The organism is Paraburkholderia guartelaensis (assembly GCF_004353905.1).
Classification (GTDB): domain Bacteria; phylum Pseudomonadota; class Gammaproteobacteria; order Burkholderiales; family Burkholderiaceae; genus Paraburkholderia; species Paraburkholderia guartelaensis.
Genome location: NZ_SMOD01000036.1, coordinates 1 through 25,862, shown reverse-complemented (window position 1 = coordinate 25,862; position 25,862 = coordinate 1). Strand labels below are relative to the sequence as shown.

Here is a 25,862-nt window from a genome sequence, read left to right as displayed (position 1 = left end):
TCTGGAGTCCGACATGTCACTTTTTTCGCAATCCCGAACCCGTATCGCGCTAGCGGTCATTGGCGTGCTGGTGGTCGCGGGCCTCGGCACCCTCGGTGCCATCCGCCTCGACTCGCACCCTGCCGTTGCCGCTGAAGCGCCGCCTGCACCCGAGGTCGATGTCGCACCCGTGCTCAACCGCACGATCACCGACTGGCAGACCTACTCGGGCCGCATGGCCGCTGTCGAGAAAGTGGAGATACGTCCGCAGGTTTCCGGCACGATCGTCTCCGTGAACTTCCATGACGGCGCACTCGTGAAGCAGGGCGAGACCCTGTTCGTGATCGATCCGCGCCCGTACCAGGCGGCCGTCGATCAGGCCGCTGCGCAGCTTGCCGCCGCGCAGGCGCGCACGGGCTACGCGCAAAGCGACTGGGAGCGCGCGCAGCGCCTGATTGGCGATAACGCCATCGCCAAGCGCGATTACGACGAGAAGCAGAACGCCTCGCGTGAAGCGAACGCGAACCTCAAGGCCGCGCAGGCCGCGCTCGAAGCCGCGCAGATCAATCTGGGTTACACGCGCATCGTCGCGCCGGTTGCCGGACGTGTGTCGCGCGCCGAGATCACGGTAGGCAACGTCGTCTCGGCCGGGGCGAGCGCCGCACCGCTCACGACGCTCGTTTCCGTTTCGCCCATCTACGCCGAATTCGACGCCGACGAGCAGACCTATCTCGACTACATCAGCCACATGAAGAATGGCTCGAAGGTGCCGGTGGAACTGGGTCTTGCGAACGAATCGGGCTATTCGCGCACGGGCACGATCGAGTCGGTGGATAACCGTCTCGACACCACCTCGGGCACGATCCGCGTGCGCGCGCGTTTCGACAACGCCGACGGCGCGCTGGTGCCGGGGCTTTACGCACGCATCAAGGTGAGCGGCAGCGCCCCGCACCCGGCGCTGCTCGTGGACGACGCCGCCATCGGCACCGACCAGGACAAGAAGTTTGTTTACGTCGTGGATAACAGCGGCAAGATCGCCTACCGCACGGTGCAAACGGGCGGCCAGCAGGGCAACCTGCGCGTGATTCTGGACGGCCTGAAGGCGGGCGACCACGTGGTGGTGAACGGTACGCAGCGCGTGCGCCCCGGTGAAGCCGTGCGCTCGCACATGGTGCCGATGAACGGCGACCCCGACGCCGATTCGACCAACACGGCAGCGAACCCCGGCGCCAAGGCAGCGAAAACGTCCTGACGAGCGGCGGGCGTAGGCGATCGCAGCCTGCGCCTGTGCATCCGTCAGGACGACTAAGCAGCAAGATTCGCGTCATATTGAGCGTCATGAACAAGAGCAACCCATGAACATATCGAAATTCTTCATCGACCGGCCGATCTTCGCGGGCGTGCTGTCCGTGCTGATCCTGCTGGCCGGCGTGATCGCGCTGTTCCAGTTGCCGATCTCCGAGTACCCCGAGGTCGTGCCGCCTTCGGTGGTGGTCCACGCGCAGTATCCGGGTGCGAACCCGAAGGTGATCGCCGAAGCCGTCGCCGCGCCGCTCGAAGAGCAGATCAACGGCGTCGAGAACATGCTGTACATGCAGTCGCAAGCCAATAGCGACGGCAATCTCACGCTCACGGTCACGTTTCGCCTCGGCACCGACCCGGACAAGGCCACGCAGCTCGTGCAGAACCGCGTGAACCAGGCGCTGCCGCGCTTGCCGGAAGACGTGCAGCGTCTCGGCATCACGACCATCAAGAGCTCGCCTACGCTCACGATGGTGGTGCACCTGATCTCGCCGGACAACCGGTACGACATGACGTACCTGCGCAATTACGCGCTGCTCAACGTCAAGGACCGGCTCTCGAACATCCAGGGCGTGGGCGAGGTTCAGCTGTGGGGCTCGGGCGATTACGCCATGCGTATCTGGCTCGATCCGCAGAAGGTGGCGCAGCGCAATCTCACTGCGAACGACGTAGTCAACGCGATTCGCGAGCAGAACGTGCAGGTGGCGGCGGGTGTGATCGGCGCGTCGCCGAGCGTCCCTGGCACGCCGTTCCAGCTCAACGTCAATGCACGCGGCCGTCTGCGTACGGAAAGCGAGTTTGGCAACATCATCGTCAAGACGAATCCTGATGGCGGCGTGACGTACCTGCGTGATATCGCGCGTATCGAACTGGCGGCCTCCGAATACGGCCTGCGCTCGCTGCTCGACAACAAGCCGGCCGTAGCGCTCGCCATCAACCAGGCGCCTGGCGCGAACTCGCTCGCGATTTCGGACCAGGTGCGCGCGGCGATGAAGGAGCTCAAGCAGGACATGCCCGCGGGCGTGGATTACAAGATTGTCTACGACCCCACGCAGTTCGTGCGTTCCAGTATCGAAGCCGTGGTGCATACGCTGCTCGAAGCGATTGCGCTCGTGGTGATCGTGGTGATCGTGTTCCTGCAAACGTGGCGTGCCTCGATCATTCCGCTGATCGCGGTGCCGGTGTCGATCGTCGGGACGTTCTCGCTGCTGCTTGCATTCGGATTCTCGATCAACGCACTGTCGCTGTTCGGCATGGTGCTCGCCATCGGCATTGTGGTCGACGATGCAATCGTGGTGGTCGAAAACGTGGAGCGCAATATCGCCAGCGGATTATCCGCGCGCGATGCGACGTATAAAGCCATGCAGGAAGTGAGCGGGCCGATCATCGCCATTGCGCTCACGCTCGTGGCTGTGTTCGTGCCGCTCGCGTTCATGAGCGGTCTCACGGGCCAGTTCTACAAGCAGTTCGCGATGACCATCGCCATTTCCACGGTGATCTCGGCGTTCAACTCGCTCACGCTTTCGCCGGCACTCTCTGCGCTGCTGCTGCGTGGTCACGGCGAGAAGGAAGACTGGCTCACGCGCGGGATGAACCTCGTGTTGGGCGGCTTCTTCCGCCGCTTCAACCGGGTGTTCCATCGCGGCTCGGAAAGCTATGGGCGCGGCGTAAATGGCGTGCTGCGCCACAAGGGCGCGATGCTCGCAGTCTATGTGGTGCTGATCGCCGCCACGGTGCTGATGGCGCGTGTGGTGCCGGGCGGCTTCGTGCCTGCGCAGGACAAGGAGTATCTGATCGCGTTCGCGCAACTGCCCAATGGCGCCGCGCTCGACCGCACCGAGAACGTGATTCGCGACATGAGCGCCATTGCGCTCAAACAGCCCGGCGTGGAAAGCGCCGTGGCGTTCCCGGGTCTTTCGGTGAACGGCTTCACGAATAGTTCGAGCGCGGGCATTGTGTTCGTCACGCTCAAGCCGTTCAAGGAGCGCAAGGGCAAGGCGCTTTCGGCAGGTGCGATTGCGGGTGCGCTGAACCAGCAGTACGCCGGCATCAAGGATTCGTTCATCGCCGTGTTCCCCCCGCCGCCGGTGCTCGGTCTCGGTACGTTGGGCGGCTTCAAGATGCAGCTGGAGGATCATAGTGCGCTCGGCTATGAGGCGCTCAACCGCGCGACGCAGGACTTCGTCAAGCGCGCGGCGCAAACGCCGGAGCTGGGCCCGACGTTCACGAACTACCAGATCAACGTACCGCAGCTGAACGTCGATCTCGACCGCACGAAAGCGAAGCAGCTTGGCGTGCCGGTCACGGACGTGTTCGACACGATGCAGATCTATCTGGGTTCGCTCTACGTGAACGACTTCAACCGCTTCGGACGCGTGTATCAGGTGCGCGTGCAGGCCGATGCGCCGTTCCGCCAGCGGGCTGACGACATCCTGCAACTGAAGACGCGCAACGCCGCGGGCGAAATGGTGCCGCTCTCGTCGCTCGTCACGGTCACGCCGACGTATGGCCCCGAGATGGTGGTGCGCTACAACGGCTACACCGCTGCCGACATCAACGGTGGCCCGGCGCCCGGTTATTCGTCGGGCCAGGCGCAGGCGGCGGCGGAACGCATCGCGGCTGAGGTGCTGCCGCGCGGCGTGAAGTTCGAATGGACCGACCTCACGTACCAGCAGGTGCTGGCGGGCAATGCGGGCATCTGGGTGTTCCCGATCAGCGTGCTGCTCGTGTTCCTCGTGCTGGCGGCGCTCTATGAGAGCCTGACACTGCCGCTCGCGGTGATCCTGATCGTGCCGATGAGCGTGCTGTGTGCATTGACGGGTGTGTGGCTCACGCAGGGCGACAACAACATCTTCACGCAGATCGGCTTGATGGTGCTGGTGGGACTCGCTTCGAAGAACGCGATTCTGATCGTCGAGTTTGCGCGCGAGCTGGAGCATGACGGACACACGCCGCTTTCCGCTGCCATCGAGGCGAGCCGCTTGCGTCTGCGCCCGATCTTGATGACGTCCATCGCGTTCATCATGGGCGTGGTGCCGCTCGTGCTCTCCAGCGGCGCGGGTTCGGAAATGCGTCATGCAATGGGCGTGGCTGTGTTCTTCGGCATGCTCGGCGTGACCGCATTCGGTCTGTTGCTGACGCCGGTGTTCTACGTGGTGCTGCGCACGCTCGCGGGCGGCAAGATTCACGTCGCGCAGAAGGACAATGCGCGCAAGCCGCAGTCGATGGTCGACGCGTAAGGCGACAAGGGAAAATGATCAACATGACTAACGAATCCATCTTGCGCTATAGCGCGAATGCCGCGCCGGGAGGCGGGCGTTTCGCGCGTATCACACGAATTGCGGCGAGCGTCGCGCTCTTTGCATGGCTCGCGGCATGCTCGGTCGAGCCGACCTACAAAGTGCCCGACGCCGCCGTGCCAGCCGCCTACAAAGAAGCGCCGCAACAAACGCAGAGCACGAATCCGCACGACGTGGGCACGTGGACGCCCGCTCAGCCTGCCGACGACACCCACCGCGGCGAATGGTGGACGGTGTTCGGCGACCCGGCGCTCGACAAGCTCGAGCAGCAGGCGCTCGAAGCCAACCAGGACCTCAAGGCGGCGGCCGCGCGCGTGCAGCAGGCGCGCGCCGTGACGCAGGCCGCGCGCGCCTCGTGGTTCCCGTCGATCGATGCGGGCTTCGGCCCGACGTATCAGCGTGCTTCGCCGGCTTCGCTGTATTTCCCGCAAAATTACAACGTGCCCGCTCAAACGCTGTGGCGCGCGCAGGCTACAGCAAGCTATGAAGTCGACTTGTTCGGCCGTGTGAGTTCGAATGTCCACGCGGCGCAGGCGGACGCCCAGCAAAGCGAAGCCCTGTTCCTCTCGGTGCAGCTCGCATTGCAGGCCGATGTCGCGCAGAACTACTTCCAGCTGCGCCAGTTCGACTCCGATGTCGATCTGTACCGTCGCACGGTGGCGTTGCGCGAAGACGCGCTCAAGCTCGTCGAGCGCCGCTTCAAGGAAGGCGACATCAGCGCGCTGGACGTGGCGCAGGCGCGCAACGAACTCGCGAGTGCACGTGCCGATGCGGTGGGCGTCGCGCGTCAGCGCGCGGCTTCGGAGCACAGCCTCGCGATCCTGCTTGGCAAGGCTCCCGCGGACTTCACGTTCCCCGAAACTCCGCTCGCGCCGGTCGTCGTGCAGGTGCCGCCGGGCCTGCCTTCCACGCTGCTTGAGCGCCGCCCCGACGTGGCCGCTGCCGAGCGCGCCATGGCGGCCGCGAACGCACGCGTGGGTCTCGCGAAGTCGGCGTTCTTCCCGCAGCTCAATATCACGGGTGCGGCTGGCTTCGAGTCCGCAACGCTCGGCGACCTGTTCATGTGGTCGAGCCGTGCGTTCCTGCTCGGGCCGCTCGCGGGTACGGCGCTCACGCTGCCGCTTTTCGACGGCGGCCGGCGCAAGGCGAATCTCGCCCAGTCGCGCGCGAAGTATGAAGAAGATGTTGCGCAATACCGCCAGCAGGTGCTCGTGGCCTTCCGCGAGGTCGAAGACAATCTCTCCGACCTGCGCCTGCTCGACGATCAGATCCGCGAGCAGAACGACGCGGTGAGCGCTTCGCAGCAGTCGGCGCAGCTTTCCCGCACGCAGTACGAGGAAGGCGAGGTCAGCTATCTGAACGTGATCGACAGCGAACGGACGGTGCTCGTATCGCAGTTGCAGGCCAGCCATCTGCAGGGTTCGCAGGCCGTGGCGACCGTCAACCTGATCCGTGCGCTGGGCGGCGGCTGGGGCGACGCGAAGCCCGGCGACGGTACGCCGCCGCCTCCGGCGCCGCTCGCGGCGCGTTAAAACGCCCCTTACACCCCGCGCAAAATAGCCGCAACGCTCGCCGCCTGTGCATATCGCAGGCGGCGATTTCCTTTGCGCAATCGCTTCGTAGACCCGGCCCCGCCGCGCCCCTATCATCGTCTGGACCCATCTGGAGCCAACGCGATGGGCCCACATCGCGTCGCTCCTCACTGAACGAAGTCCAACTTCCATTCGAGGAACGCGATGATCCGTGCCGTGCGCGCCGTGGGGCGCCCTTCCTTTTTCCTGCGCTTCGGTCTGCTGACGGCAATCACCGTGTCGCTTGCGGCGGCAGCACTCAACGCACACGCTGACACCGCTACGCTCAAGATCGGCATTGCCACCACGCCACAAACGCCCGCGCTCCAGGAAGCGGCGCGCGAGGCGAAGGCACAGGGCGTGGACGTGAAGATCATCGAATTCACCGACTGGAATACGCCCAACGCCGCGCTGGCGAACAAGGATATCGACGCCAACTACTTCCAGCACAAGCCGTTTCTGGAAAACGCCGAACAGCAGGGCGGCTACAAGTTCGTTGCCATCGCGCCGGGCACGATCATGAAGATCGGCCTGTATTCGAAGAAGGTGAAACGCTTCGAAGACCTGAAGGATGGCGCGACGGTCGCCATCGCGAACGATCCCGTGAACGGCGGCCGCGGCCTCTTGCTGCTGCAGCGCGCGGGCCTCATTAAGCTCAAGCCGGGCGTGGACTATCGCGCCACGACGCTCGACATCGTTGCCAATCCCAAACACCTGAAGATCGTGCAGCTCGAAGCGTCGCAACTGGCGCGATCGCTCGACGACGTCGATCTCGCGCAAGGCTACCCGAGCTTCATCAAGCTCGCGGGCACTACCGATCCGAATAGCGCGCTGCTCTTCGACGGCGTGGAGAACAAGGCGTTTGCGATCCAGTTCGTCGTGCGGCCTGAGAGCGTGAACGATCCGCGCATCCGCAAGTTCATCGACATCTACCAGCATTCGCCGGCCGTGCGCCGTGAACTCGACAAAGCCTTCGGCAACCTCTACGCGGTCGCCTGGTAAAGCGCGCGCAATCTACGCACGAGGAGAGCAGCAATGATGAAATGGTTCGGAGCGACGCGCTTTATCGAGGCGGGGCCGGCGGCGGGCGAGGCGCAGGGCAATGCCGATGCGTCGCAGCCTGCGGTCGTGTTCGAAAACGTCGGCAAGACTTACGCGGCAGGCGCGCCGGCGGCGCTCGCGGGCGTCGACTTGCAGGTGGCGCGCGGCGAGGTGTTCGGCATCATCGGGCGCAGCGGCGCGGGCAAGTCCACGCTGCTGCGGCTCGTCAACGGGCTCGAAAAGCCCACGAGCGGCAGCGTGCAAGTGAACGGCGTGGACGTGGGCGCACTCGACGAGCGCGCTCTGGTCGCGCTGCGGCGACGTATCGGCATGGTGTTCCAGCACTTCAATCTGCTTTCCGCCAAGACCGTGCACGACAACATCGCACTGCCGCTCAAAATCGCGGGTATGCCGAAGGCCGACATCGAGGCGCGCGTGAACGTGCTGCTCGATCTCGTCGGCTTGAGCGAACGACGCGACGCGTGGCCCGCGCGCCTTTCCGGCGGTCAGAAGCAGCGCGTGGGCATTGCACGCGCGCTCGTGCACGAGCCCGATATCCTGCTCTGCGACGAGGCGACTTCGGCGCTCGACCCGGAAACCACGCGTGCCATTCTCGCGCTGCTGCGTGACATCAACCGGCGGCTCGGCGTCACCATCGTGCTCATTACGCACGAGATGGAAGTGATACGCGACGTTTGCGACACGGTCGCGGTGATCGAGCGCGGCGAGGTGGTGGAGCAGGGGCCCGTGTGGCGCGTGTTCGGCGATCCGCAACACGATGCGACGCGCGCGCTGCTGCACACGCCCGGCCACGAGTTGCCCGACGACCTGGCGGCGCGTATTCACGCTTCGCCGCAAGCGGGCGCACACGCGCTGTTTGACGTGCGCTTCACCGGCGAAGCGGCGCAAGAGCCCGAACTCGCCACGCTCGCGCAGGCGTTCGGCGTGCAGGGCGTGCGCTTCGTGCATGGCGGTATCGAGAGGATTCAAGGGCGCGCGCAAGGGCGGCTAGTCGTTTCCGCGCCGGTGCTGAGCGCCGCCGAAGCCGTGTCGCTCGCCGAGCGGGCGCGTGGATATGCGAGCCGCGTGGAGGTGCTCGGCTATGTCTGACGTGTGGATCACCGAACTCCTCGAAGGGATACGCGACACGTTGCTGATGGTCGGCGTATCGGCGGTATTCGCACTCCTGATTGGTATTCCTATCGCACTGCTGCTCGTCACGACCGCGCGCGGCGGCATTCTGGAGCGGCCCGCGCTCAACACCACGCTGGGCGCGCTCGTCAATGCATTCCGCTCCACGCCCTTCATCATCCTGCTGGTCGCGCTGCTGCCGCTCACGCGCTTCCTCGTTGGCACGACCATTGGCGTGTGGGCCGCCGTGGTGCCGCTTTCCATCGCCGCCATTCCGTTCTTTGCACGCGTGGCCGAAGTGAGCTTGCGCGAAGTCGATCGCGGCTTGATCGAGGCGGCCCAGGCCATGGGCGCACAGCGCCGCCATATCGTGTGGCATGTGCTGCTGCCCGAGGCGCTGCCCGGCATGCTCGGCGGCTTCACGATCACCGTGGTGGCGATGATCGGCTCCTCCGCGATGGCGGGCGCCGTCGGCGCGGGTGGTCTCGGCGACCTCGCGATTCGCTACGGCTATCAACGCTTCGACACGACGGTCATGGTCACCGTGATCGTGCTGCTGATCGCGATCGTCGCGGCGGTGCAGTTCACGGGCGACATGCTGGTGCGGCGTCTTTTGCGGCGCACCTGAGTGGCGCAGGCCGTTCGACATGACGCGCGCAGCCCGCTTGCTGCGCGCTTCGCTTTTAGGGCATCACATTCGGGAACTAAGGGTATGAACGAAGCACAGCGCCCACGCGGGCAGGAACAGGACGCGCGTTTTGCCGCGCTGCTCGAAGCGCTGCGCGCGAACGCCGCACAGCGCGATCTCGCGGGCGGTCACGCGGCCGCCGAAAAGCAGCGCATTGCCGACGCCGGGTTGCTCACGCTCGCCGTGCCGCGCGAATTCGGCGGGCAGTTCGGCCGGGACGGCGTGCGCTGGAGCGACATCTACGCGACCATCCGCGAGCTCGCGCGCGTCGACAGCGCGCTTGCACATCTGCTCGGCTTCCAGTGCTTGCAGGTGGCGAGCGTCGAATTGTGGGGCAGCGCCGCGCAGCGCGCGAACTGGCTGCAAGGCACTGTCGAGCATCGCTGGTGGTGGGGCAATGCCGTGAATCCCATCGACACGCGGCTCGTCGCGCAGCCGGGAAGGGAAGGCGGCTGGCGTCTGCATGGCAAGAAGGGATTCTGTTCGGGTACCTACGGGTCGCAGATGATGACCGTGAGTGCGCACGATCCCGCTACTGGCAGCCCGGTGTTCGCGGTCGTGCCCACCACGCGCGCCGGGATCACGGTGCACGACGACTGGGACCCGATAGGCCAGCGCCAGACCGATAGCGGCACGGTGTCGTTCGAGAACGTGGAGGTGCGCGCGGACGAAGTGCTGCAGCGCCCCGACACGCCGCGCGCCACGCTGCGCACGCTGGTCTCCCAGGGTGTGCTGACGAATCTCTTCGTGGGCCTCGCCGAAGGCGCGCTCGAAGAGGCGCGCGCCTATGTGCTCGCGAACGGCCGCCCGTGGGTCAATTCGGGCGTGCAGCACGTGGCCGACGACCCGTTCCTGCAGCAGCGCTTTGGCGAAATGCGTGTGCAGTCGCTCGCGGCGGCGGTGCTGGCCGATCGCGCGGGCGCGTTGCTCGACGCCGCGTGGGACGAAGGCGAGACGTTGAGCACGGCCTCGCGTGCCGAAGTCTCGCTCGCGATTTCGGAGGCGAAAATCGTCGCGCATCGCGCCGCGCTCCAGGGCGGCGAGCAGCTTTTCGAGGCGTGCGGCGCACGCGCCACGGGCGCGGCGCTCGCGCTCGACCGATTCTGGCGCAATGCGCGCGTGCATACGCTGCACGATCCGCTCGACTACCGCCTGCGCGACGTGGGCCGCTTTACGCTCTTGAGAGAAGTGCCGCAGCCGACGCTGTACACTTGAGGGCTCGATCGCGGCACGTGCCGCGACGCGTCAACCCTTGAGGATCGAACCGTTGGAGTTCCGACTACCGACCACGGCAACGGCGCCGTTTTGCCCGTCCGAAGTGCAGGGCAGTATCGAGGTTTCGCCGCGCGCGCCGTTCTGGAAGAAGTTCTGGCAATTCGCTGGCCCTGGCCTGCTGGTGTCGATCGGCTACATGGACCCGGGCAACTGGGCCACCGATATCGAGGCGGGCTCGCGCTACGGTTACAGCCTGTTGTTCGTGGTCGTGCTCTCGAGCCTCGCGGCAATTGCGCTGCAATGCCTTTCCATGCGCCTTGGCATCGTCACGCAGCGCGATCTGGCGGAGCTTTCGCGCGAGCGCTATTCAAGGCCCGTGGCGCTCGGCCAGTGGGTGCTCGCCGAGCTTTCGATCATCGCCTGCGATCTTGCGGAGGTGCTGGGCGGCGCGCTCGCGTTCCACTTGCTGCTGGGCTGCTCGCTGATGGTGGGCGTGGTGCTCACGGCGTTCGACACACTCATCGTGCTGGGCCTGAAGGGCAAGAATTTCCGCTCGCTCGAGGCGATCATGGCCGGGCTTATCGCCACGATAGGCTTGGGCTATGTGATCCAGCTCGCGCTTGTGAAGCCGCACTGGCCCTCGGTATTCGCGGGCGCGGTGCCGTCGTGGCACGCCATTTCCTCGGTGGAGCCGCTATACCTGGCGATCGGCATTCTGGGCGCGACCGTCATGCCGCACAACCTCTACCTGCATTCGTCGATCGTGCAGACGCGCGCCGTCAAGCGTGATCCCGCAAGCCTCGCGCAGGCCATCAGCCTTTCGCGGCTCGACACGATCGTCTCGCTCCTGATCGCGCTGCTCATCAACGCGGCCATCCTGATTCTGGCCGCGGCGGCGTTTCACGCCAACGGGCACACCGAGGTCACCGATATCGAACAGGCCTACAAGCTGCTCGCGCCGATCGTCGGCACGGGCGCGGCGGCGGTGCTGTTCGCGATCACGCTGCTTGCCTCCGGGCAAAGTTCGACGTTCACGGGCACCGTGGCGGGCCAGGTCATCATGGAAGGCTTCCTGCAGATGAAGATTCCGTGCTACCAGCGGCGGCTCATTACGCGCGTGCTCGCACTGATCCCCGCTTTCGCGGGCGTTGCGCTGCTCGGCAACGGCGCGGTGGGCAAGCTGCTGGTGGCAAGCCAGGTGGTGCTGAGTCTGCAACTGCCGTTCGCGCTCTGGCCGCTCATTCGCATGACGAACGATCGTGCGCTGATGGGCCAGTTCGTGAACCGGTTCCCCACGCGGCTGCTGGCGTGGTTCCTGTTCGTCGTGATTTCGGCGGCGAACCTGTGGCTCGTCTGGCAGACGTTCAGCGGAAACTAAAAGCAGGGAAGGTGTAACAGGCGCGCGCCATACAGGCGGCAATCAAAGGCGGCAAGCAAAGCGGCAATCAGAAAGCGCTTCGCCGTCCGGTGCGCTCAGGCACCGGACGGGTTCGCGTCTTGGTCTCGCGTCCGGTTAATCCGGATCTGCTCTCCTACGCTTACGCAGCCTCGGCAATGCCATCCGACGTTACAACTGCCGGAAGGTCGCTCTCGGTCTGCTCGGCGCCCCGTCGCGCTGCAGCCGCCTTTTTCGTCTTGCCGGCTCGCGAAGGAGGCTGGCATGCGCCGCACACGACGTTGTGCTGAAGGTCGTGGCGATGCGCGACGAATTTACCGCCGCAACGGCAGCAAGGCGTCAACTGCAGAATATCGGCATCGAAAAAACGCACCAGGGTCCACGCACGCGTCAGGTCGAGCGCCGGCTCGGCCCCGCTGTGGCGGCAGTGTTCCAGATACAGCCGGAACCCCTTGGTGAGCGCGTCGAGATGCGAGCAACGCGCTTCGTTCTTGAGGAACAGGTACGTGTTATAGAACAGCGAGGCGTGGATGTTGGCCAGCCACGTCATGTACCAGTCCGCCGAGAACGGCAGCATACCTTTGGGTGGCGATACGCCACGGATCTCGCGATACAGGCGGATCATGCGGTCGCGCGAGAGCGTGAGTTCGCTTTCGAGCACCTGCATGCGTGCGCCCAGCTCGATCAGTGCGATCGCGCGGAATACTTCCTGAGCGTCTTCGGTGAGGCTGCGCCGCGTAGTCATGGACGTCACCCTCAGGCGAATTGACCAGCCGGCTGTCCCGCAAGCAGGATGGCCGCATGGGTAGCCGCCACGTCGGCATGCTTCGAAGTCTGCGTGAGCGCGGACAACATCGCATGGTCGTCGAAGCGGAAAAAACAGAGAAGTTGGTCGGAAGAGGCCAACCTGACGATCTGCGCGAGCGACAGAGCGCCAAGCAGATCGGCCAGTTCCGACGACAGTCCCAGTCGGAACATGCCGACCGGCTTGTCCTCGCGCAGCATGCGCTGTGCGAGCATCAGATACGACAAATTAATTTCGCGGATAGATTCCAGCGTCTCGCTGCTACGGTCCATTTCTCTAGTTTCCGAAGCCCCGAATTTAACCCCCCGGCTTTTTCGCCGTTGTATCTTTTCTGGTCTTGTGGTCGATCTTCGCTCTTTGGCTCGATCTGACTCTTTGATACAGGTTGTTACATCTCGTAACAACCTTGGAGGGAATTGTATGAGGGCTTATCTCAGAAATCAATCCCTCGGATCAAAAATAATCGTACTGTTGTAAATTATTTTCGGTAAGTTTTGCTGCAATTTGAAACCCGGCTTGCGGCAAGCCGCCGCGGCTCTGGTCTGATCCGGAAAACGGACCGTAGAGCCTTGGTTTATCAGGGTTTCCGCCAGACCGTCGATGCATGCGCAACGAATCAGCGAAAGGCGGAAAACGGCGGCCCGCTGGAATAAACGTTTAGAAAGAAGTTGGGTTGACAGGTAAAAAATACGGGTCTGCGGATTAATACCTATGACGATTAAGTTGTAACAGGTGTTTCGACCCTGGCGCCCTGTAACAGGGCAATGTGTAACTGAGATGTTACGAGTGCAGACGGTGGGATGCGCCGTTGGTTTTTGGAAAATATGCAGGCTGGATATTGCGCAGAGATCGCGCGTGTGAAACGTTTGCGAGCCGCTTGTCGAGGCGCAATCCGGGTCGGGCTGGATTTTTGCGCGGATTCAGGTCAATAAGGGTAGTGCTTCGGTGAGGGCTGCGCCCGGTAACACACCGGCCATGTAACTGACCACGTATGCCGCGCGCGAGAGCCGACGTTTCATGTATATCATGACGTGATACAACTGGCATAATGAAAGCGGCATTTCGGGTACGGCACGTTCGCCCGCCCGGCGCCGGGAATCATCGGGGGAGGGATCATGGCCTCGTTCAACAGGATTCTGCTGTGTTACGACGCAACGCGCGAAGGCCGCCGGGCTTTGCGTGAGGGTGCCGACCTTGCGCGCGAATGCCACGCGCAAACGCATTTGCTGGCCGTGCTCGACCAGGCGCCGCTGCAATGGGGGACGGACATCGCGTCCGCCGTGCCGTTCGAAGCCGCGGAAGAAGCGGCGCGCGAGATTCTGCGTGACGGGGTGGCGTGCCTGCAGGACAAGGGGCTCGTGGCAACGGGGCACTTCGTGGTGGGCCGGCCGATCGACGTGATCGCAAGCTACTGCGCGGAACTCCAGCCCGATCTCATCGTGGTGGCGCACCACCGGCGCGGGCCGCTCAAGCGCTGGTGGGATGGGCGCGACGACCGCCTGCTGCTCGACCGCGTGTCGTGCAGCGTGCTGGTTGTCACCGCGGCGGACCCTGAGCCCGCGAAGGCGGCGGCCTGAGCCGCCGCGCAGGCGCCGTAAAGCAAATGTAACTGCTGTGCGCTCAGGCGCTGGATTGGCCAAGAATTGGCGTGCGCTTGACCTCGGAGATGTAGAGCAGGATCAGCGAGACCCACACGATGCCGTAGAGCAGCATGAAGCAGCTCGAGCGGATCTTGAGCCAGTCGAGCAGGATGCCGAACAGGATCGGCAGCAGAAAGCCGCCCAGGCCGCCCGCCAGCCCGACGATGCCGGTCACGATGCCCATGTTGGTGGGGAAGTCGTCGGCCACGTATTTGAACGTCGAGGCCATGCCGAACGCGAACACCGCGCCCAGCACGAAGGCCACCGCAACGAAGCCGAACACCGGCATGCTGATATGCAGCGCCGCCTGGCCGTCGATCGTATGGATCACGAAGTCCGTGGGCGGATACGAGAGAATGAAGAGACAGATCCACGCCACCCACAGGCCCCACCACGTGACGGTGTGCGCGCCGAGCTTGTCGGCGAGCACGCCGCCCACGGCGCGCAGGATCGAGCCTGGCAGCGAAAAGCCCGCGGCGAACGCCGAAGCCATGACGAGCGACATGCCGTATTCGGCCTTCAGGTATTGCGGAATCCACAGCGAGAGCGCCGTGAAGCCGCCGAAGGTGATCGAGTAGTACTGGCACAGCCGCCACACGCGCGGGTCCGCGAGCACCTTGAACGAGTCGAGCAGCGAGCCGCCCGACTTGCCGGCGCCCGGGTCGCGCGCCGAACCGAGCCAGAAAATCACGGCGGTCACGACCAGCGCGACGGCATAGACGCGCGGCACGAAGCGCCAGCCGTAGAGGTTTTGCAACTGCGGCGTGACGAACAGGTTGACGGCGGCGCCCACTGTGCCCGCGCCGAAAAAGCCCATGGCGAAGCCGCGTTGGCTGGGCGGGAAAAAGCGCGCCACATACGGCGTACCCACCGCGAACGAGGCGCCCACGCAGCCGAGAAAGAGGCCGATGAGCAGGAATTGCCACAGTTCGCTCGCATAACTGACGATGTACACGGGCACGGCGCAGACCACGAGCAGCGTGGTCATGACAATGCGCCCGCCGAAGCGGTCGGTCCACGCGCCGAGCGGCAAGCGCATGACCGCGCCCGTCAGCACGGGCGTGGCGGTGAGCAGGCCGAACTCGGTGCTGTTGAGCTGCAGTTCGTCGCGCAACTGCACGCCGAGCACGCCGAACATCATCCACACTACGAAACAGACGAGAAACGCGAGCGTGCTGACGAGCAGGACTGACCATGCCCTCGCGCCGACTTTCTCGGGCTGAGCTGCGCTCGCTGCGGGGCGCGCCGGTTCGCTACGCAGATTCATGTTGCCTCCATCGCGTGGGGGTGCACATCGACTTCACTGGACGAGTGGGCTCGTCGCGGCTTCCAGCGCCGCATTTTCGAGCGTTGCTTCGGAAGCCAGGATCGATACGTACTGCTGGATGGCCTTATGGCGCACGCGCTCGCTGAGAAAGCGCGCGATGTCGCCGGAGACTTCGTCGTAGGGCACCGGATTGCCCGGTACGCGCTGATCCACGCGCACGAGATGAAAGCCGAAGCGCGTGCGCACGAGACGCGGCAGCACGCCGATGTCGGCGCAGTCGAACAGCGCTGCTTCGAATTCGGGCACCGTGTCGCCGCGCGTGAGCTGCCCAAGGCTGCCGCCCACGCCCGCCGAGGGGCAGTTCGAGAACTGGCGCGCCAGCGCCTCGAAGGTGTCGGGCGCCTGCTGCAATTCGCGCAGCGTTTCTTCGGCCTTCTGGCGCAGCAGCGCGAGCGGCACGCGATCGGTAATGGCGAAGAGGATATGGCTCGCGTACACGAGTTCGTTGCGCACGAAGCGCTTCGCGTGCTGCGTGTAGTAGCGCTCGCAGTCTTCGCGCGTGGGCTCGGGCACGCGCAGCTCGCGTTCCAGCAGCGCGTCCATCGCGCTGTCGTCGAGTTCGGCGTCAGGCGCGAGCAGATCCAGCGCCACGGCGCGCTGGCGCAGCAGTTCGTGCACGACGAGCGTGCGCCGCGCGGCGAGCGCGGGGTCCGGGTCGTCGGCGTGATTGCCGCGCTCGGCCTCGATTGCCGCGAGCCCGATCTCGACGTCATTCACGCGGGCGGGCTGGTCTCGCTGCTCTTCATTGGGGACCGCATTCATCATCGATAGCGCTCCTGGTTCCGGTTGTCGTGATTTAGCGCTTGCGTACGAGCTGGTACGGACGGATCAGATAGAACACCGAAGCGATGCCGCTCCAGATATGGACCATGCGCGTGAACGGCGAAACGAGGAAGATCGTGAAGCCGAGCGCGATATGGGTTTGATAGACGAGCGGCACGCCGTCGAGCAGCCCGGCGATATTGGGCCGGAATGTCACCACGCCTTTCACGTAATCGGTGAGCTGTTCGAACATCAGGCCGTCCATGTGCTGCGCCGAGAGCACCACGGTCGCGAGGCCGAGCGCGAGCTGCGCCCACAGCATGAACACGATGAGGATGTCCGACCCTTTGCTGTTCACGCGGATGCGCGTGTCGCCGAGCCGTCGCACGATCAGGATCGTGAGCCCGACAATGGCGAAGCTGCCGGCCACGCCGCCCGCGACCATCGCGAGCAACTGGTGCACGGTGGCCGAGATGAACGGCGCGACGAGCCAGTGCGGCGCGAGAAAGCCGACGAAGTGACCCATCACCACGACCAGAATGCCCCAGTGGAACAGGTTGCTGCCAAGGCGTAACGCGCCGCGCCGCAGCAGTTGCGACGAGTCGCTCTTCCACGTGTACTGCTCGCGGTCGAAGCGCACGAGCGAGCCGAACAGCAGCACCGCAAGGCAGATATACGGATAGATGCCGAACAGAAACTGATGGAAGTATTGGCCCATGACGGCTCCTTGCTTGCGGTGTTCGAACAACGTGCTCAGCTGGCGTGTTGCGTTCTCTTCAGCGTGGTGCTCGCCGCGGGTGGAACTCCACGGGCGCGATGGCCGGGCGCTCCGCGCCCATGAATTGCACAGGTTCGTCGGCCCAGGCCGCGTCGAGCGCCCTCAGATGCTCCTTGTCATGCGGCTTGCCCGCGTCGTCGTCGTGCGCGGCATCGGGCAGGTCGGCGCCGCCCGCGCCCGCGAGCGGCAGCAGCGCGCCGATCACATACGCGTAGTGGCTATTGCGCCGGCTCAGCTCTTCCGTAATCGATTGCAGGATCGCTACAGTCTCGCCCAGCAGCGCACGCGCGTCGTTCGCCTCCAGAATCGAGAGGTATTCGAGAAACACGGGCAGATAGTCGGGCAACTGGCCGGGCTGCAACAGCATGCCGTGCTTCTCATAGGTCTGGACGAGGTCGATCATTGCCTGGCCGCGGTCGCGAGACTCGCCGTGCACGTGCTCAAACAGATGCAGCGACGTAGCGCGGCCGCGATCGAACAACGCGACGTAGTTCTCCTGCAACGCGAGCAGATCGCGCGAACCGAGATAGTCGAGGAAGCGCTCGAGTTTCTCGCGCGCCTCGGTGCCGAACGCGCGCTCGCTGCGCACGATCGCGCGCAGTTCATGCACGGCCTCGATGAGCGTCGCATCGGGGTACTCGAGCAGCGACGCAACGAGCCGGTACGTCATGGGCTGGGGACGAGCCGCGAACATGATCAGATCTCCTGAATGGGAATCTTGCGATGCCCACTCTTTGGCGCGAACAGGCTCGCCTCCGATTTGCCGTCCGAGCAGCCATTGCCGAACGTGAAGCCGCACGAAGAACGCAGGTCGAAGGCGTTTTCCGCGTACTCGCGGTGCGTGGTGGGAATCACGAAGCGGTCTTCGTAGTTCGCGATCGCGAGATAACGGTACATCTCCTCGACCTGTGCGAGCGAGAGCCCCACTTGCGAGAGCACCTGAGGGGCGTCCACGCGGTCGACCTGGCGCGCGCGCATGAACGCGCGCATGGCGAGCAGACGTTCCAGCGCGACCTGGACCGGCTTTTCGTCGCCGGCGGTCAGGAGGTTCGCGAGGTAGCGCAGCGGAATGCGCAGTGAGTGCACGTCGGGCAGCCAGCCGTTCATGCTGAGTTCGCCGCTATTGGCGGCCGCGTTGATGGGCGAGAGCGGCGGCACGTACCAGACCATCGGCAGCGTGCGGTACTCGGGGTGCAGCGGGAAGGCAATGCGCCAGTCGATCGCCATCTTGTAGACGGGCGAGCGCTGCGCGCCGTCGATCCACGCCTGCGGAACGCCGTCGCGCGCGGCCTGCTCGATCACGGCGGGATCGAACGGGTCGAGGAATACGTCGAGCTGCGCCTGGTAGAGATCCTTTTCGTCGGCGACGCTCGCGGCCTCTTGAATGCGATCGGCGTCGTAGAGCAGCACGCCGAGGTAGCGGATGCGTCCCACGCAGGTTTCCGAGCACACAGTGGGCTGACCGACTTCGATACGCGGATAGCAGAAGATGCACTTCTCGGCCTTACCGCTCTTCCAGTTGAAGTAGATCTTCTTGTACGGGCAGCCCGAAACGCACATGCGCCAGCCGCGGCACTTGTCCTGATCGATCAGGACGATGCCGTCTTCCTCGCGCTTGTAGATCGACCCGGAAGGGCACGCCGCCACGCATGCCGGATTCAGGCAGTGCTCGCACAGGCGCGGCAGATACATCATGAAGGTGTTCTCGAACTGGCCGTAGATTTCCTTCTGCACGTTCTCGAAGTTATAGTCCTTCGAACGCTTCTCGAACTCGCCGCCGAGAATCTCTTCCCAGTTCGGGCCCCACTCGATCTTCTCCATGCGCTCGCCGCTCACGAGCGAGCGCGGCCGCGCAACGGGCGTGGCCTTCGTATTGCCCGCTTCCTGCAGATGCGCGTAGTCGAACGTGAAGGGCTCGTAGTAGTCGTCGATTTCCGGCAGATGTGGATTCGCGAAGATTTGCGCAAGCAAGCGCCACTTGCCGCCCAGACGCGGCTCGATCTGGCCATCGGCCTTGCGCACCCAGCCCCCGCGCCAGCGCTCCTGGTTTTCCCATTCCTTCGGGTAGCCGATGCCTGGCTTCGTCTCGACGTTGTTGAACCACGCGTATTCCATCCCCTCGCGGCTCGTCCAGACGTTCTTGCAGGTGACCGAACACGTATGGCAGCCAATGCACTTGTCGAGGTTCAGCACCATCGCGATCTGCGCACGCACTTTCATGAGCTTTCTCCTTCGCGGACGGCCGGTTTCACAGCCGCTTCGACGGCGGCAGGCAAGGGACCAACGGGTGTTTCCTCGGCGTCGAGCCAGTCGACGTTCTTCATCTTGCGCACGATGAGGAATTCATCGCGATTCGAGCCTACCGTGCCGTAGTAGTTGAAGCCGTAAGCGAGTTGCGCATAGCCGCCGATCATGTGCGTGGGCTTGAGTGAAATGCGCGTCACCGAGTTGTGAATGCCGCCGCGTGTGCCCGTTATTTCGGACCCCGGCGTATTCACGATCTTTTCCTGCGCGTGGTACATCATCACCATGCCGCGCGGAATACGCTGGCTCACCACGGCGCGCGCGCAGAGTGCGCCGTTCGCGTTGAAGCACTCGATCCAGTCGTTGTCGACCACGCCGATCTGCGCCGCGTCTTTCTCCGAAATCCACACGATCGGGCCGCCGCGCGAGAGCGTGAGCATCAGCAGGTTGTCGGTGTAGGTGCTGTGTATGCCCCACTTCTGGTGCGGGGTGATGAAATTCAGCGCCAGCTCGGGGTTGCCGTTCGAGCGCGAGCCGGCCATCTTTTCGTAGCTGCCCGTGTCGATAGGCGGCTTGTACACGCACAGCGCCTCGCCGAACGCGCGCATCCACGCGTGGTCCTGGTACAGCTGCTGGCGGCCGCTCAGCGTGCGCCAGGGAATCAGCTCGTGCACGTTCGTATAACCCGCGTTGTACGACACGTGCTCCGACTCGATGCCGCTCCACGTCGGCGACGAAATGATCTTGCGCGGCTGTGCCTGGATATCGCGGAAGCGGATCTTCTCGTCGGCGCGGGCTTCGGCGAGATGCGCGTGCTCGATGCCCGTGAACTTCGAAAGCGCTTCCCACGCCTTCTTGGCGACTGCACCGTTGGTTTCGGGCGCGAGCGAGAGAATCGTCTCCGCGGCGTCGAGCGCGGTCTCGATGCGCGGGCGGCCCTTCGCGTCGCCGGCGTCCTCGGACTGGTCGCGGTAGTTCAGCGCGCCGAGCTCGTGGACTTCATCTTCTGTATTCCAGCTAATGCCCTTGCCGCCGTTGCCGAGCTTGTCCATGAGCGGCCCGAGCGAAGTGAAGCGGTGATACGTCTCGGGGTAATTGCGCTCGACAGTAACCACGCCCGGCATGGTCTTGCCCGGAACCGGTTCGCATTCGCCGCGCTTCCAGTCGTCCACGCCGAAGGGCTGGGCCAGTTCGCCCGCGGCGTCGTGCGCAATGGGCGCGAGCGCCACGTCGCGCTCCACGCCGAGATGGCCCACGCTCAATTCGGAAAAGCGCTTCGCGATCGCCTTGAAGATTTCCCAGTCGCTGCGCGCCTGCCATGCGGGGTCTACAGCAGCGGAAAGCGGGTGAATGAACGGATGCATGTCCGACGTGTTCATGTCGTCCTTCTCGTACCACGTGGCCGTGGGCAGCACGATGTCCGAGTACATGCAGGTGGTGGACATGCGGAAGTCCAGCGTGCAGAGCAGATCGAGCTTGCCCTTGGGCGCTTCCTCATGCCAGACGACTTCTTCGGGACGCGGCACGCCGTCCTTCACCACTTCCTCGCCTTGCACACCGTTCGTTGTGCCAAGCAGATGCTTGAGGAAGTACTCGTGCCCCTTGCCCGACGAGCCGAGCAGGTTCGAGCGCCACACGAACAGGTTACGCGGGAACACGGCGGGGTTGTCGGGGTCCTCGCAGGCGAGCTTGAGGCTGCCGTCTTTCAGGCGGCGCACGACTTCGGCGCCGGCCTTCGCGGGGCTTTCGAGCGAGCGGCCAAGCTCCAGCGGATTGCTCGTGAGTTGCGGAGCCGAAGGCAGCCAGCCCATGCGCTCGGCGCGCACGTTGTAGTCGATCGGTGCGCCGTGGTAGTCGGCCTTGTTCGCGAGCGGCGAAAGCAGGTCGGTGGGATTCATCGGATCGTAGCGCCACTGGTCGGTGTGCGCGTAGAAGAACGAGGTGGCGTTCATCTGGCGCGGCGGCCGGTTCCAGTCGAGCGCGAATGCGAGCGCGGTCCAGCCCGTTTGCGGGCGCAATTTTTCCTGGCCCACGTAATGCGACCAGCCGCCACCGGACTTGCCGACGCAGCCGCACATCACGAGCATGTTGATGATGGCGCGATACGCCATGTCCATGTGGAACCAGTGATTGATGCCCGCACCGATGATCACCATCGAACGGCCTTCGGTCTTGTCGGCGTTCTCGGCGAACTGGCGCGCGACGTTGATGACGTCCGCGCGCTTCACGCCCGTGATCGCTTCCTGCCACGCGGGCGTGTAGGGCACGTCGTCGTCGTAGCTGTGCGCGAGATCCTTGCCGCCCAGGCCCTGGTCGAGCCCGTAGTTCGCCACGAAGAGATCGTAGACGGTGGCGACGAGCCGCTCGCCGGCGGGCGTCGCCACGCGCCGCACGCCAATGCGCCGGCTCAACACCGGTCCGTGCGAGGTGTGCGGGAAGTGCGGATGCGCGACGTTGCCGAAGTAGGGGAACAGCACGTCCACCACGTCGTCGTGCTTTTCCACGAGCGAGAGCGCGGGCTTGAGCGGCGCGCCATTGACGCCTTCTTCGCGCAGGTTCCACTTGCCGCGATCGGCGCCTTCCTGCTGGCCCCAGCGAAAGCCCACCGAGCCGAGCGGCACCGCGAACTCGTGGGTCGCGCTGTCGATCACCACGGTCTTCCATTCCGGGTTGTTGTCCTGCGCGAGCGCGCCGTCGAAGTCGGACGCACGCAGATAGCGGTCGGGCACGTACTGGCCGTCGCGCTGGACTAGCGTGACGAGGCAGGACATGTCGGTGAAACGGCTGCAATAGTCGGCGAAATAGGCGCTCTTGCCGGCGAGGTGATACTCCTTGAGGATCACGTGGCCCATGGCGAGCGCGAGCGCCGCGTCGGTGCCTTGCTTGGGATGCAGCCAGATGTCACCGAACTTCGCGCCTTCGGCGTAGTCGGGGAAGATCGACACGATCTTTGCGCCGCGATAGCGTGCTTCCACCATGAAGTGCGCGTCGGGCGTACGCGTTTGCGGGACGTTCGACCCCCACATCACGATGAACGACGAGTTGTACCAGTCGGCGGACTCGGGCACGTCGGTCTGCTCGCCCCAGGTTTGCGGCGACGCGGGCGGCAGGTCGCAATACCAGTCGTAGAACGAAAGGCACACGCCGCCGATGAGCGAGAGATAGCGCGAGCCGGCCGCGTACGACACCATCGACATCGCGGGAATGGGCGAGAAGCCGATCACGCGGTCGGGGCCGTGGCGCTTGATGGTGTGCACGTTCGCTGCGGCCGCGATTTCGAGCACTTCACTCCAGTCTGCCCGCACGAAGCCGCCAAGACCGCGCCGCGTTTGATAACTTTTGCGCGCGGCATCGTCGTCGACAATGGCGGCCCACGCGGCAACGGGGTCGAGCGTGCGGCGCTTTTCGCGCCATAGCTTCACGAGCGCGCTGCGCACGAGCGGATACTTGAGGCGATTGGCGCTGTAGAGATACCACGAATACGATGCACCGCGCGAGCAGCCGCGCGGTTCGTGGTTGGGCATGTCAGGACGCGTGCGCGGGTAGTCGGTTTGCTGCGTTTCCCACGCGACAATGCCGCCCTTCACATAGATCTTCCACGAGCATGAGCCCGTGCAATTCACGCCGTGTGTGGAGCGCACGATTTTGTCGTGCTGCCAGCGTGTACGGTACGCCTCCTCCCATTTTCGGTCTTCGTCTGTGACGGCGCCGTGACCGTCCGCGAATTGTGTTCGTGCCGCCGTGAAGTAACGCAGACGATCCAGAAAATGGCTCATGGCATCTCCAGCTTGTGTGTGCGTCAGGGACAACCGTATTTAAAAGTAGGAACAAGAAGAAGTAAAGAGGATGAATGTAATCTCTTTCGACGTATTTATTTGGATATAACGACATTTTGAAATTTATGTCGAGGAGATGGCGAAATGTCAGATATGCAAAACGCACGTTGCCGCGCGGATATGTTTGAAAACGACTCGTGTTTTAAAGCTTTCCGTGGACAGAGGAAATACCCATGATTTCATGGGTGAATCTATCGGTTGAGCGAAGCACGGCGCTTTCCGGATAGCATCGTCGAACTGGAATTGACGCGTAAATTGACAGCAAAAAGACGTACTATTTTTGTAATTGATTGAGATTTACGCTGCCGTATTACATTGCAGTACGCTGAATTGCGCGATCGTTGTGTGCGCATGAATCTGGAATGGCTATTCCAGCTCGTTTCACGGGCCCGACATATTCTCCGGCGCACTCTGCGTGGTCGCCTGCGGGCATCAAGGCGCGTGGTCGCGCAATGCCTGGGCGGTTTGCGGATCGGCGGGAAAGAACGCTTCGATTGCCAGTTCGGATAGCGTTATGTCGACCGGTGTGCCGAACACGGTAGTCGTGCTGTAGAACGCCAGTTCGCCAAGCACGGTGCGCACGCGCAGCGGAACGGCAATGTGATTGGCGATCGGCTCGGCGCTCACGTTCGCAACGCCAGGCGGCGTGGGATACGCCGCGAGTTCCTCGTGCAGCGCGGCGAGCACGGGGTCGGCGCTCGCATCGATCTGGCGTTGCAGGCGCGTGAGCAGATGCGCGCGCCACGCGTGCCAGTTGACGATGCGCGGCGCCATGCCCTCGGGATGCAGCGAAAGCCTCAGCGCATTGATCGGCGCGGCGAGCAGCGCGGGCGAAGCATCGCCGATGAGCGGCGCGAGTGCGCCGTTCGTGGCGACGATATTCCAGTGGCGGTCCACGGCCACGGCCGGATACGGCTCGTGGCCGCGCAGCACGAGATCGACAGCCTCGCGCGCGGCGGCGAGCTGCGGGTCGTCGAGCGCTCGTTCGCGATAGAGCGGCGCATAGCCCGCGGCCACGAGCAGCGCGTTGCGCTCGCGCAGCGGCACATCGAGCTGCTCGGCCAGATGCATGACCATCTCGCGGCTCGGCAGCGCGCGGCCCGATTCGACGAAGCTCAGATGGCGCGTCGAAATCTCGGCTTCGGTTGCGAGCAGCAACTGGCTCATGCGCCGGCGCGTGCGCCAGTCGCGCAGCATTTCGCCGATGCTGAGGCGTGCGGCGCCGGACGGCGCGGCAGGGAGGATGGAGGCGAGCGTGTTCATGCCGCCGATTCTAGCGAAATGCGTGGCCGGAGCGATTACGTCTGAGGTAAAGAAGCAGCGGCCGACCCAGCAACGGATATATGAAAACCTCGGGTTTACGCCCCCGCAGCATTCGTGGACGACGTTTACCGTGTGCCGCGCTATCGCCTAGAATAAAAATTCTCACGGACTGTGGCGTCGCGCAGAGGAGACTGCCATGAGGGAAACCGTTGCTGCTTATCTGCTCGGACCAGGCGTCATGTTGCTGGTGTGCGCGGCCATGTGGGCCGTGTCGCGCCGCAGCAGAGGCACGCTCGAGGCGCGCCTGACTCGCTGGCTCGACGCGCATCGGCCGCACGGCATGCATCACAAGCATTGAGCGTGCCAGCACCGCGTCGGTTTGCGCAATTGCTCGGGGGCATCGCGAACGAATCGCGCCACGGCGCATCAGGCAAATTCCATAGCATTCCGAATCAATTCCCGAATTAGTTTGTTTCGCTCCGGCGCATGGCGCGCCCTTCTGCGTGCCGCCTCATCCGCCACTGCCATCCAACATCGAGGGAACTGAGCGTGCGCCACACGGTCATTCCGATATTGCATACCGGAGCCCTCCATGACCCGTCCCGCCGATTCCTTCATCATCTTCATCGCTCGCATCGCGCTCGCCATTCTTTTTCTCTGGGGCGGTGCCATGAAGCTGCTGGGATACGCGGGGTTCGTCGGCTACCTGCACTCGAAGGGTGTGCCGTATGCCTCGTATGGCGCGATCGTGGCGACCGCCGTCGAACTGCTCGGCGGCATTGCGATCGTGCTGGGCGTGCGCACGCGCGCGGTTGCGTTCCTGCTGGCCGTGTACGCTATCGTCACGGCGATACTCGGCCATGACTTCTGGAACATGACCCAAGCTGCGGCGCAACAGGACGCGGTCATTCATTTCTGGAAGAACGTCGCGATCGCGGGCGGTTTCCTGCTGCTGACCGTGACGGGCGCGGGACGTGCTTCCATTGATGGCTTGCGCGCACCGCGCGGCGGCGGCCTGCGAGGCTGACGTCTTCGCGTGGGGCGAGGCGCGAGTGTCGATTCACAACCACCGGGCGACCGGGTGAAGAGGGAGCAGGCCTTGATACAGAACTTCGACTTCAACGTGGCAGGCAAGACCGAGCAGTTCTGCGCGAGTCTTGCGGAAGACGGCACGCGGCGCGTGTTCATCAGCTACGCGGCTACCGCGAAGACGCTGGTGATCCTCGACGCCAGCGGGATCATCGGCGCGCTCAAGGCAGAGCTCGAAGAGCCCGACCAGCTGATCGCTCACGCCATCCGCAAGGCGCAGAACGACGGCTTGATCGTGCGCGCAATCGACTCCGGCGCGATCCAGGAGGCGTCGCTGTAATTGGCACGCCGGTTCGCGATTGCATCAGCGCGATTCCGATTCGTTCATCCGCGCCGGCGCAGTGTGGCGCACGCCCGCATGCGCCGGATCGGTTTTCACGAACCAGGCCAGCCCGGCCGCCGTGAGCAGGAGCGCCGTCGACACCGCGGTTTCCGCACTCAGGCCGGCCACCACCTGCGCCGCGCCCGCCCCGCCCGCGAGCGCGCCGAACGCCGC

Annotated in this window: 21 protein-coding genes and 1 pseudogene; 12 read left to right on the top strand and 10 right to left on the bottom strand. The window is 64.3% G+C overall.

Annotated features, from left to right (window positions below; all coding sequences use genetic code 11):
* Nucleotides 1–13: 13 nt before the first annotated feature.
* From E1N52_RS32930 to E1N52_RS32895, 8 genes are all read left to right on the top strand, one after another.
* Complete coding sequence (locus tag E1N52_RS32930) at nucleotides 14–1,231, top strand: efflux RND transporter periplasmic adaptor subunit (RefSeq protein WP_133187768.1); 1,218 nt, start codon at nucleotides 14–16, stop codon at nucleotides 1,229–1,231.
* A 103-nt stretch (nucleotides 1,232–1,334) separates the two neighbouring features.
* Nucleotides 1,335–4,520, top strand: coding sequence for an efflux RND transporter permease subunit (locus E1N52_RS32925; protein ID WP_133187766.1), 3,186 nt, complete (start codon nucleotides 1,335–1,337; stop codon nucleotides 4,518–4,520).
* Nucleotides 4,521–4,543: 23 nt separating this feature from the next.
* Nucleotides 4,544–6,112: an efflux transporter outer membrane subunit gene (locus E1N52_RS32920; protein WP_133187764.1), complete on the top strand. Its 1,569-nt coding sequence runs from the start codon at nucleotides 4,544–4,546 to the stop codon at nucleotides 6,110–6,112.
* A gap of 204 nt (nucleotides 6,113–6,316) precedes the next feature.
* Nucleotides 6,317–7,153, top strand: coding sequence for a MetQ/NlpA family ABC transporter substrate-binding protein (locus tag E1N52_RS32915; protein WP_133187762.1), 837 nt, complete (start codon nucleotides 6,317–6,319; stop codon nucleotides 7,151–7,153).
* A 33-nt stretch (nucleotides 7,154–7,186) separates the two neighbouring features.
* Nucleotides 7,187–8,302, top strand: a complete 1,116-nt coding sequence (locus E1N52_RS32910) for a methionine ABC transporter ATP-binding protein (protein ID WP_133187760.1) — start codon at nucleotides 7,187–7,189, stop codon at nucleotides 8,300–8,302.
* Nucleotides 8,295–8,951: a methionine ABC transporter permease gene (locus E1N52_RS32905; protein ID WP_133187758.1), complete on the top strand. Its 657-nt coding sequence runs from the start codon at nucleotides 8,295–8,297 to the stop codon at nucleotides 8,949–8,951. The genes E1N52_RS32910 and E1N52_RS32905 overlap by 8 nt, the downstream gene beginning before the upstream one ends.
* Nucleotides 8,952–9,035: 84 nt before the next feature.
* Complete coding sequence (locus tag E1N52_RS32900; RefSeq protein ID WP_133187756.1) at nucleotides 9,036–10,226, top strand: acyl-CoA dehydrogenase family protein; 1,191 nt, start codon at nucleotides 9,036–9,038, stop codon at nucleotides 10,224–10,226.
* Nucleotides 10,227–10,278: 52 nt separating this feature from the next.
* Nucleotides 10,279–11,604, top strand: coding sequence for an Nramp family divalent metal transporter (locus E1N52_RS32895; RefSeq protein WP_133187754.1), 1,326 nt, complete (start codon nucleotides 10,279–10,281; stop codon nucleotides 11,602–11,604).
* Nucleotides 11,605–11,764: 160 nt separating this feature from the next.
* Here the strand turns inward: E1N52_RS32895 and flhC are convergent, their stop codons facing one another.
* Together flhC and flhD are read right to left on the bottom strand one after the other, a co-directional pair.
* A complete protein-coding gene (gene flhC / locus E1N52_RS32890; protein WP_069261691.1) occupies nucleotides 11,765–12,367 on the bottom strand; it encodes a flagellar transcriptional regulator FlhC in 603 nt (200 codons plus the stop codon).
* Nucleotides 12,368–12,378: 11 nt separating this feature from the next.
* Complete coding sequence (gene flhD / locus E1N52_RS32885) at nucleotides 12,379–12,699, bottom strand: flagellar transcriptional regulator FlhD (protein WP_028202636.1); 321 nt, start codon at nucleotides 12,697–12,699, stop codon at nucleotides 12,379–12,381.
* Nucleotides 12,700–13,542: 843 nt separating this feature from the next.
* Here flhD and E1N52_RS32880 point away from each other — a divergent pair.
* Nucleotides 13,543–14,004, top strand: coding sequence for a universal stress protein (locus E1N52_RS32880; RefSeq protein WP_133187752.1), 462 nt, complete (start codon nucleotides 13,543–13,545; stop codon nucleotides 14,002–14,004).
* Between the two features lie 43 nt (nucleotides 14,005–14,047).
* On the opposite strand, the gene E1N52_RS32875 is transcribed toward E1N52_RS32880, so the two are convergent.
* The 7 genes from E1N52_RS32875 to E1N52_RS32845 form a co-directional block, all read right to left on the bottom strand.
* On the bottom strand, nucleotides 14,048–15,334 hold the full coding sequence (locus E1N52_RS32875; protein ID WP_133187750.1) for an MFS transporter: 1,287 nt from the start codon (nucleotides 15,332–15,334) through the stop codon (nucleotides 14,048–14,050).
* Nucleotides 15,335–15,367: 33 nt separating this feature from the next.
* A complete protein-coding gene (locus tag E1N52_RS32870; RefSeq protein ID WP_133187849.1) occupies nucleotides 15,368–16,156 on the bottom strand; it encodes a peptidylprolyl isomerase in 789 nt (262 codons plus the stop codon).
* A gap of 34 nt (nucleotides 16,157–16,190) precedes the next feature.
* The gene (gene narI, locus E1N52_RS32865; protein ID WP_133187748.1) at nucleotides 16,191–16,874 is read right to left on the bottom strand and encodes a respiratory nitrate reductase subunit gamma; all 684 of its coding nucleotides are present in this window, start codon (nucleotides 16,872–16,874) and stop codon (nucleotides 16,191–16,193) included.
* 58 nt (nucleotides 16,875–16,932) lie between these two features.
* Nucleotides 16,933–17,628 carry a nitrate reductase molybdenum cofactor assembly chaperone gene (gene narJ, locus E1N52_RS32860; RefSeq protein WP_133187747.1) on the bottom strand — a complete coding sequence of 232 codons (696 nt, stop codon included), beginning with the start codon at nucleotides 17,626–17,628 and terminating at the stop codon, nucleotides 16,933–16,935.
* 2 nt (nucleotides 17,629–17,630) lie between these two features.
* Complete coding sequence (gene narH, locus E1N52_RS32855; protein ID WP_133187745.1) at nucleotides 17,631–19,154, bottom strand: nitrate reductase subunit beta; 1,524 nt, start codon at nucleotides 19,152–19,154, stop codon at nucleotides 17,631–17,633.
* A complete protein-coding gene (locus E1N52_RS32850; protein ID WP_133187743.1) occupies nucleotides 19,151–22,954 on the bottom strand; it encodes a nitrate reductase subunit alpha in 3,804 nt (1,267 codons plus the stop codon). The genes narH and E1N52_RS32850 overlap by 4 nt, the downstream gene beginning before the upstream one ends.
* Nucleotides 22,955–23,446: 492 nt before the next feature.
* Nucleotides 23,447–24,277, bottom strand: coding sequence for a helix-turn-helix domain-containing protein (locus E1N52_RS32845; protein ID WP_133187741.1), 831 nt, complete (start codon nucleotides 24,275–24,277; stop codon nucleotides 23,447–23,449).
* A 196-nt stretch (nucleotides 24,278–24,473) separates the two neighbouring features.
* On the opposite strand from E1N52_RS32845, the gene E1N52_RS44260 reads away from it, so the two are divergent.
* From E1N52_RS44260 to E1N52_RS32835, 3 genes are all read left to right on the top strand, one after another.
* Nucleotides 24,474–24,635, top strand: a complete 162-nt coding sequence (locus E1N52_RS44260; RefSeq protein ID WP_165979491.1) for a hypothetical protein — start codon at nucleotides 24,474–24,476, stop codon at nucleotides 24,633–24,635.
* Between the two features lie 234 nt (nucleotides 24,636–24,869).
* A complete protein-coding gene (locus E1N52_RS32840; RefSeq protein WP_133187739.1) occupies nucleotides 24,870–25,304 on the top strand; it encodes a DoxX family protein in 435 nt (144 codons plus the stop codon).
* A 72-nt stretch (nucleotides 25,305–25,376) separates the two neighbouring features.
* A complete protein-coding gene (locus E1N52_RS32835; RefSeq protein WP_133187737.1) occupies nucleotides 25,377–25,646 on the top strand; it encodes a hypothetical protein in 270 nt (89 codons plus the stop codon).
* Nucleotides 25,647–25,670: 24 nt separating this feature from the next.
* On the opposite strand, the pseudogene E1N52_RS32830 reads toward E1N52_RS32835, so the two are convergent.
* Nucleotides 25,671–25,862 (bottom strand): annotated as a pseudogene (locus E1N52_RS32830) (MFS transporter); the annotation flags it as partial.